This is a genomic window from Actinomadura rudentiformis (assembly GCF_008923185.1).
Lineage (GTDB): Bacteria > Actinomycetota > Actinomycetes > Streptosporangiales > Streptosporangiaceae > Spirillospora > Spirillospora rudentiformis.
The window spans coordinates 107,447-115,054 of record NZ_WBMT01000034.1 but is presented as its reverse complement, the minus strand read 5'-3'; the positions used below and the strand labels follow the sequence as shown (position 1 = coordinate 115,054).

The following is a 7,608-nucleotide window of genomic DNA, read 5'->3' as shown; positions in this document are numbered from 1 at the left end:
CCTGCTGCGGCGCGGCCTGCTGCGGCGCGGCCTGCTGCGGCGCGGCCTGCTGCGGCGCGGCCTGCTGCGGCGCGGCTTGCTCCGGCCCGGCCTGCTGCGGCCCGGCCACTCCGGCCGGGGCGACGAGCAACTCGTCCAGAAGATCCTCCAGGCTCGGCCTCTCCTCCGCGGCCTTGGCGAGACACCGCCCGATCAGGTCGCGCAGCCCCGGGGGCATCTGGTCGAGGGGCGGCGGCTGGTGAACGATCCTGTACATCGCGCTCGTCCCTTCGCCGAACGGCGCCATGCCGGTCGCCGCGAACGCCAGCACGCCGCCCAGCGAGAAGACGTCCGTGGCCCAGCTCACCTCCTTGCCCCTCATCTGCTCGGGCGACATGTAGGAGGGTGTGCCGATGATGAGGCCCTCCCGCGTCATCCGCGTGTCCTCATCGGCGAGGGAGATGCCGAAGTCGATGACCCGCGGCCCGTTGTCGGCGAGCAGGATGTTGGACGGCTTGAGGTCCCGATGCACCAGCCCGGCGGCATGGATGGCCTGCAGGGCCTCCACGAGACCCGCGCCCAGGCGCCGCACCATCGCCTCCTGGAACGGCCCGGACGTCTGGACGACCTCGGTCAGCGACGGGCCGGGCACGTACTCCGTTGCCAGCCACGGCGGATCGCTCTCGGTGTCGGCGTCCACGACCGCCGCGGTGAAGGCCCCGCTCACGGACCGCGCCGCGTTCACCTCGCGCTTGAATCGCTTGAGGAAAGCCGGATCCTCCGCGTACTCCGGCCGTACGACCTTCACCGCCACGTCCAGCCCGCCGGGAGACCGGCCGAGGTACACCCAGCCCATACCGCCCGACCCCAGCCGGCCGATGATCCGGTACGGGCCCACCCGCTGGGGATCGCTCATCGGCGTTCGCACTCTGCCACCCCGTCCCAGAGCCACCGCGGCGGCCACGGCTGCGCGCGCCGCTGTGGATACGCCGAGTATTGCCCCAGATATCGCAACAGGGCTACGCATCTCATCCAGACGGCCAACGATGGCCGCCGACGGCCGCACTCTCCGGAGACGGCAGTGGTGCAGGGCCCAGTGGCGCCGGGCATACCCATCGTTCACCTTAAGTGAATATTCGCCACGTTCCGTGCGATGAGTTCTGACGGCTTGCCTCGTCTCATGGAGTAGGGCAGGCCACATTTGACCGCTCGATCGCGAGGGAGTGCTTTGTGAACCGGAGAGAAGACGCGGCAGTGGATGACGAGGCGGTCTTCACTGAGCTCGTCGAGGACCATCGGCGGGAACTGCAGGTGCACTGCTATCGGATGGTCGGCTCGTTCGACGAGGCGCAGGATCTCGTGCAGGAGACCTTTCTGCGCGCGTGGCGGGGCCGGCACGGCTTCCAGGGCGCTTCCACCTTCCGCGCCTGGTTGTACCGGATCGCGACCAACGCCTGCCTGGACTTCCTGGCGCGCCATCCGCGCCCGGCTCTGCCGTCCCGGCCACCGCAGACGGAGGATCCGGGCACCGACTTCCCTTCCCCGGTCGCGGTGCCCTGGCTGCAGCCATACCCGGATCGGCTGTTGGAAGGCATCGCGCCGAGGGACGCCGAACCGGACGCCGCGGTCGTCGCCAAGGAGACGATCGAACTGGCGTTTCTGGCCGCGATCCAATACCTGACGCCGCGGCAGCGTGCGGTGCTGATCCTGCGGGACATACTCGCCTGGCCTGCCGGGGAGACCGCGGCGCTGCTCCAGACGAGCGTCGCGTCGGTGAACAGCGGGCTGCAGAGGGCCCGCCTGACCATGCGCATCCGGCTGCCGGAGCGCCGGCTGGAGTGGGCCGCATCGTCGACCACCGCGGAACGGGCCGTACTGAAGCGCTACATGGACGCCCTGGAACGAGCCGACGACGAGGCGGTCGCCGGCGTGCTCCGTGAGGACGCCAGGGCCGGTCACCAGGGCGGAGCCGGTGGCCACGGCGGCACGGATCCCGTCTGGTACCGGGGACGGGAAACGATCGTCAAGGCGTGGGCCCCGATCCTGCACGGTGCTGACGCCCCGGCGTTGCGGTTGGTGCCCACGCGGGCAAACCGGCAGCCGGCGGTGGCCACCTACATCTGCGCTCCCGGTGCCTCTGCATACAGCGCGTTCGCTCTGTCGGTGCTGCGCATCGAAGGCGGAGCCGTGGCTGAGGTGGCGACGTTCGGCACCCGCCTGTTCCCGGCCTTCGACCTGCCCGCCACGCTCTGAGAAAGGACGATCATGCTGCTCGAAACCAAGAACGCCGTGATCCACGGAGCCGGTGGCGCCATCGGCGGCGCGATCGCGCGCGCCTTCGCCCGCGAGGGGGCGAAGGTCTTCCTGGCCGGGCTCAGCCGGGCCAGGCTCGACGAAGTGGCACACGACATCGCCGCGGCCGGAGGAAAGGCCGAGGCAGCGCAGGTGGATGCGCTCGACGAGGACGCGGTCGAACGGCATGCCGCGGAGGTCAAGGGCCGTGCCGGGAGCATCGACATCTGCGTCAACGCAGTCGGGATCGACATCGGCAACCAGGGAATCCCGCTGGTAGAGCTGTCGGCCGACGACTACGCCGAACCGATCACCGCCTACACGCGCACCAACTTCGTGACCGCCAGGGCCACGGCGCGGCACATGATGGCGGCGGGCGCCGGGACGGTCCTGTCCCTGTCACCACCGATGAGCCGGACGCCCGTCGCGTTGTCGGGGCCATTCGGCATCGCCGGGGCCGCGGTGGAGGCCATGAGCCGGCAACTGGCCGCCGAACTCGGTCCACACGGCGTGCGCTTCGTCGGACTGCGGCTCAACGGCATCCCGGAGACGGCCGAAGTACTGGGTTCCCACACCCGGCAGATGTGGCGCCGGGCCGCCGAGAAGCTGAACGTGCCGTTCGAAGACCTCCTTGAATCGGTGGGTTCGGGCGGGCACTTGAAGCGCCCGCTGACCGTGGCCGAGGTGGCGAACGTCGCGACCTTCGCAGCCTCCGACCGGGCACGCTACATGACAGGCACGATCATCAACGTCACAGGCGGATCGTCTCCCGACTAGATCACAACCAACGGCCCCGAGAATGATCTTTGCTGGGTGGCTTGGCAGCCCATGGGGAGATGTGCGACGGCGGCGGCCGGGCACCGCAGGCGCGTTCGCCTGGGGTGCCCGGCTGGGGGCCTGGGGTGGGGTTAGGACGTCTTGCCCAGGGCGCGAGTGAGGACAGAGGCGGTCGCGCCGAAGATCTTGGGGTCGGAGACGCCGTCCTCGGCGTTGCGGTGGCTGTAGATCGCGAGGATCAGGGGTGCGCCGGACGGGGGCTGGACGACGGCGATGTCTCCGCCGGTCCCGTAGTACGAGCCGTGGCCCGTCTTGTCGCCGATGAGCCAGTTGTTGGGGAGCCCGGCTCGGATGTGCATGTTGCCCGTGTAGTTGCCGCGCATCCAGGCGAGCAGTTGCTGCCGGTCCTGAGGGGCCAGGGCGGAGCCCAGGGTCATCTTCTGGAGGTTGCTCGCCATGGTCGCGGGCGTGATGGTGCCCTGGACGTCGCCCACCTTCCAGTAGCTGTGTTCGGGCTCGTACCGGTCCATCCGTCCGACCTTGTCGCCCAGCGAACGGTAGTAGCGCGTCATTCCGGCGGGGCCGCCGATCTGCTTGAGGAGCAGGTTGGCGGCTGTGTTGTCGCTGGTGGTGACGGTCGCCTGGCACAGCTGCGACACGGTCAGGCCGCCCACCGGGCTCCGGCCCCAGGTGGTGATCGGGGAGTTGGGCACCACGTCCTCCTTGGTCCATTTCAGGATCCGGTTGAGGAGGCCCGGGTCGGACGTGCGTGCCTTCTGGAGGATGGCGCCGCACAGGGGTGCCTTGAAGGTCGAGTCGGCCGGGAAGCGTTCGTTGGCCCGGTAGGAGACGGTCTTGCCTGTGCCGGTGTCGATCGCGAACGCGCCGATGCGTCCCTTGTAGTCGGTTTCGAGCTTGCGCAACTCCTTGGTGACGTTGACCTGGGCGGTGGTCTGGGTGCTGCCGGCGCTGCGCGTGGCGGGGGTGCCCTGGGCGCTGCAGGCGCCGGTGAACACCGTGGAGATCACCGCTATGGAGATTCCCAGCTTGGCTGAGAGCCGCCGGGAACGGGTCTGCTGCATGGTGTGCCCCTCGTCTTGATCTTTTGTTGGAGGAAGAGCAGACCAGACGTCGCGCTTGGTGTCCAATATTGATATCAGTTGAGGATCTATATTTATTCGCATATATATGGGCTGTGGGCTGGGTGTTTGTGTGGCCTCATGGCTTCTTGGCGTCGTGTCGTCGGGAGTGCAAGGCCGGTGCAGGTGGGGAGCCTGCTCGCCACCGCCGGCTCTGGCCGGGATGGGCATCGCTCGGGTGAGGGCTTGGTCCGGTTGCGTGACGGGGGTGTCGAGTAGCACCCGGGACGCCTGGCTGCCATATCCAGGATTCACCACAAATGACGGTAGAGATGGTTGACACTCGATAATATCGCGTTGGCAATATCCTCCTCTTGACATCTGGTAAGACAGGGTGACCCCCAGGTCATCGCATTGATCATTTTGTTGGCGTGGTGATGGATATTCGCCTTTCGGGGCGGGTGGGCATAAGTAGTGCTGAACAAGCAGTTGTTGATTGTTTGATTAGCAGACGGGGATATTGGTGAGGTTTCTCGCCTTTGTGGTGGCGGGGGCTTTTCAGGGCTCGCAAGCCGTGTAACAGTGGCGCCTGTGCCCCTCCCATGGAGGTTGAAAGACATGCACCGGTCAGTGCATTTCGGCAGTTTGTTTCCACCTTGTTTCGTAGTTGCGTTCAACGCGCTCGGTATCCGGGCGACCACGAATTGCGGAATGGAGGGTGGCCAGTGGAGGAGTTCGACGTCGTCGGCGCCGGGCTGGGACCGTCGAATCTGAGCCTGGCGGCCCTGGCGGAGCCACTCGAGCTCCAAGCGCGATTCTTCGAAGCCGAGGAGACGTTCCGGTGGCACTGCGGGATCATGGTCCCGGGTGCTCAGCTGCAGGTCTCGTTCCTGAAAGACCTCGTGACGCTGGTGGATCCCAGCAACCCGCTGTCGTTCCTCGGCTACCTGGCGCAGGAGGGCCGGCTCTACCGGTTCCTCATCGCCAATGCCGACCGGTGCTCGCGGCAGGAGTTCGAGCGCTATTACCAATGGGCCGCCGATCAGCTGAAGAGCGTTCGGTGGGGCCATCGCGTGGAGCGGGTGGATCTGCGTGACGGCATGTTCGAGGTGCGGTGTGCCGGCGCCGAGCCGGTCGCCACTCGCAATGTCGTGCTGGGGTCTGGGCGCACGCCCGTCATGCCTCCGTTCGCGGCAAAGTTGCGGGGGTCGTCGGTGCTGCACAGCAGTGAGCTCATTCAGGCGGCGCCGGTTGTCGGCGGACGAGATGTCGTGGTGGTCGGCGGCGGGCAGAGCGGGGCGGAGGTCGTCAATCATTTGCTTTCGGTTGATGCCCTACCCTCTTCGTTGACTTGGATATCGAGTCGGGTGGGTTTTCTGCCACTGGACGACTCGCCATTCACCAATGAGTGGTTCCATCCGGCGTACGTGGACCACTTCCATGGGTTGCCGGAAGACCGCAGGCGCGTGCTGCTGGCCCGGCAGCGAATGGCGAGCGACGGCGTCACCGAGTCGCTGCTGCGGGACATCTACCGGCGGCTGTACGAGCTCGACGTGCTGATGGCGGCACGGTTCCGGCACAGGCTGCTGGCCTGCCGGCGGATGGTCGACCTGGTGCGCGAGGACGACGGGCGGCTCGTGGTGGTGCTGCGGGACGACGACACTGGAGCGATCGAAACGCTCGCGGCGGACGTGGTCATCTGCTGTACGGGCTACCGGGCCGAATTCCCGGAGTATCTGGAGCCGTTGCGAGGGCGCCTGCTCGATGGCGACGGACGGCTGCGTGTGCGGCGGGACTACTCGCTGGACTGGGACGGGCCCGAAGACCTGCGGCTGTACGTGCAGAACGCGGCCGAGGCCAGCCACGGCATCGCGGACCCCAATCTGAGCCTCGCCTCCTGGCGGAGTGCGCGGATCATCAACTCCATCCACGGGCGCACGGTGTACCGGATCGAGGACGAGCAGGCCACCATCGCTTGGCACGGTCCGGCCGCCGAGCCCGCGGCTCACGAACCGGAGGTGCAGGCGCTGTGAACGAGCCGGAGAGGATCGGCTACCGGACACCCGAGCTCTACGAGAGCGGCATGGTGATCGAGGAGGCCGCCGTGGGCGAGTGGCCGTTCAAGGCCTCGCGCTTCGAGGTGCCGCCCGGACGGACGTCGGAGCTCGACGTCCACGATGTCGCCGAGCTCTGGATGGTCCGCTCGGGATCGGGGACCGTGGTGTCGGGCGAGTCCCGGGTGGACGTCGGGCCGGGCGAGATGATCTACCTCGCCAGCCGGGTCCCTCATCAGATCACCAACACGGGCGGCGAACAGCTGCGCCTGTTCAGCGTCTGGTGGGCGGCCAAATGACCGGCCCGGCGGGCGCCGACCTTGCTGTGGTGGGCGGCGGGGTCATCGGGGCGTTCGTGGTGCACGAGGCTCTGCGGCGGCATCCGGACTGGCGGGTGCTGTTGCTGGAGCGGTCCGCGATCGGTGCGGGGGCCACGGCATGGTCGGCCGGTGTGAGCTTTCCGCTCGCCGCCACCGCTCGGCACCGCGAGCTCGTCCTGGCCGGTCGCGAACGGTACGCGGCGTTGCGGGAGCGTGCCGCGGGCCCCTTCCTTCGGCCCGTACAAATGATCTACGTGCTGCGGGAGAGCGGGCTGAGGGCGTTCGGCGAACGTGTCGTCGGGACGGCGCTGCGGCCGGCCACGCCGGGGGAGCGCCAACGCGTCGCCGGGATGATGCCCGATCTGCGGCTCGAAGCGGACGAAGTCGTGGTCACCCATGACGGCGAAGGTCTTGTCGTCGCGGCGCGTCCGATCTCGGAGGCCCTGATCATCGAGGCGGCGGGGCGCACCGAGGTCCAGCTCGGGCAGCGTGTCGAAGGCATCGAGGCGGCCGGTGACGGCTATCGGCTGCGGACCGACCATGCCGAGTGGAACGCGCGCCGCGTCGTGACGGCCTGCGGGGCCTGGACACCGCCGGTGGACGGACTGCCGGAGGCCCCGGGCGCCCGGCGGAAGAGGATCGCGGCGCTGCATGCCCGGCTGCCGGTGAGCCTGGACGACCCGCTCGTCTACTTCGTTGACGATGACCTCTTCCTGGTGCCGCTGACCGCCGGTGTGGCACTGGTGAGCTTCTACCGGGACCAATGGGACACCGATCCTGAGGCCTGCGACGGCCGGCCCAACGCGGATGACCTACGACAGGGGCGGGCCGCGTTGGGCCGGCGCAGTCCCATGGCCGCCGCCGCGGTCACAGGGGGCCGTGCCTTCTGTGACCTTTACACCGACCACCGGTTGCCGGTGGTCACGACCTCGCCGGAACATCCGGGGCTCGCCGCCATCCGTGGCGGCTCCGGCTCGGGCGTACGGCTGGCACCAGGACTCGCCGCAGAGGCGCTCGACGCGTTCGACCGCCCAGGCATGACTGCCGTACGGGAACCCGTGCCCCACTGACGACCTCACTGAAATCCGCCGCCGGGACGGAGGCATG

The 7,608-nt window shown here is 68.3% G+C and carries 7 protein-coding genes; 5 read left to right on the top strand and 2 right to left on the bottom strand.

Annotation, left to right across the window (positions count from 1 at the left end):
• On the bottom strand, positions 1 to 895 hold an 895-nt coding region (locus F8566_RS47645), incomplete at its 3' end, for a serine/threonine-protein kinase (protein WP_192810264.1).
• A gap of 314 nt (positions 896 to 1,209) precedes the next feature.
• Between F8566_RS47645 and F8566_RS47640 the strand changes: the two genes are divergently transcribed.
• Complete coding sequence (locus F8566_RS47640; RefSeq protein WP_151570754.1) at positions 1,210 to 2,232, top strand: RNA polymerase subunit sigma-70; 1,023 nt, start codon at positions 1,210 to 1,212, stop codon at positions 2,230 to 2,232.
• Between the two features lie 12 nt (positions 2,233 to 2,244).
• Positions 2,245 to 3,048 carry an SDR family NAD(P)-dependent oxidoreductase gene (locus F8566_RS47635; protein WP_151570752.1) on the top strand — a complete coding sequence of 268 codons (804 nt, stop codon included), beginning with the start codon at positions 2,245 to 2,247 and terminating at the stop codon, positions 3,046 to 3,048.
• Positions 3,049 to 3,179: 131 nt separating this feature from the next.
• Here F8566_RS47635 and bla read toward each other — a convergent pair whose 3' ends face one another.
• Positions 3,180 to 4,130 (bottom strand): class A beta-lactamase, encoded by a 951-nt coding sequence (bla, locus tag F8566_RS47630; protein WP_151570750.1) that lies wholly within the window; start codon positions 4,128 to 4,130, stop codon positions 3,180 to 3,182.
• 599 nt (positions 4,131 to 4,729) lie between these two features.
• Between bla and F8566_RS47625 the strand changes: the two genes are divergently transcribed.
• The 3 genes from F8566_RS47625 to F8566_RS47615 are packed head-to-tail and all read left to right on the top strand — an operon-like array spanning position 4,730 to position 7,571.
• On the top strand, positions 4,730 to 6,160 hold the full coding sequence (locus F8566_RS47625) for a lysine N(6)-hydroxylase/L-ornithine N(5)-oxygenase family protein (RefSeq protein ID WP_151570748.1): 1,431 nt from the start codon (positions 4,730 to 4,732) through the stop codon (positions 6,158 to 6,160).
• The gene (locus F8566_RS47620) at positions 6,157 to 6,480 is read left to right on the top strand and encodes a cupin domain-containing protein (RefSeq protein ID WP_151570746.1); all 324 of its coding nucleotides are present in this window, start codon (positions 6,157 to 6,159) and stop codon (positions 6,478 to 6,480) included. Before F8566_RS47625 ends, F8566_RS47620 begins: the two co-directional genes overlap by 4 nt.
• Positions 6,477 to 7,571, top strand: a complete 1,095-nt coding sequence (locus F8566_RS47615; protein ID WP_151570744.1) for an NAD(P)/FAD-dependent oxidoreductase — start codon at positions 6,477 to 6,479, stop codon at positions 7,569 to 7,571. Before F8566_RS47620 ends, F8566_RS47615 begins: the two co-directional genes overlap by 4 nt.
• Positions 7,572 to 7,608: the final 37 nt, after the last annotated feature.

What these genes read in the sequence shown, in the direction of transcription:
- bla (WP_151570750.1), bottom strand. Translation starts at nt 4,130, where the DNA reads ATGCAGCAGACCCGTTCCCGGCGGCTCTCAGCCAAGCTGGGAATCTCC.
- F8566_RS47615 (WP_151570744.1), top strand. Translation starts at nt 6,477, where the DNA reads ATGACCGGCCCGGCGGGCGCCGACCTTGCTGTGGTGGGCGGCGGGGTC.
- F8566_RS47625 (WP_151570748.1), top strand. Translation starts at nt 4,730, where the DNA reads ATGGAGGTTGAAAGACATGCACCGGTCAGTGCATTTCGGCAGTTTGTT.
- F8566_RS47635 (WP_151570752.1), top strand. Translation starts at nt 2,245, where the DNA reads ATGCTGCTCGAAACCAAGAACGCCGTGATCCACGGAGCCGGTGGCGCC.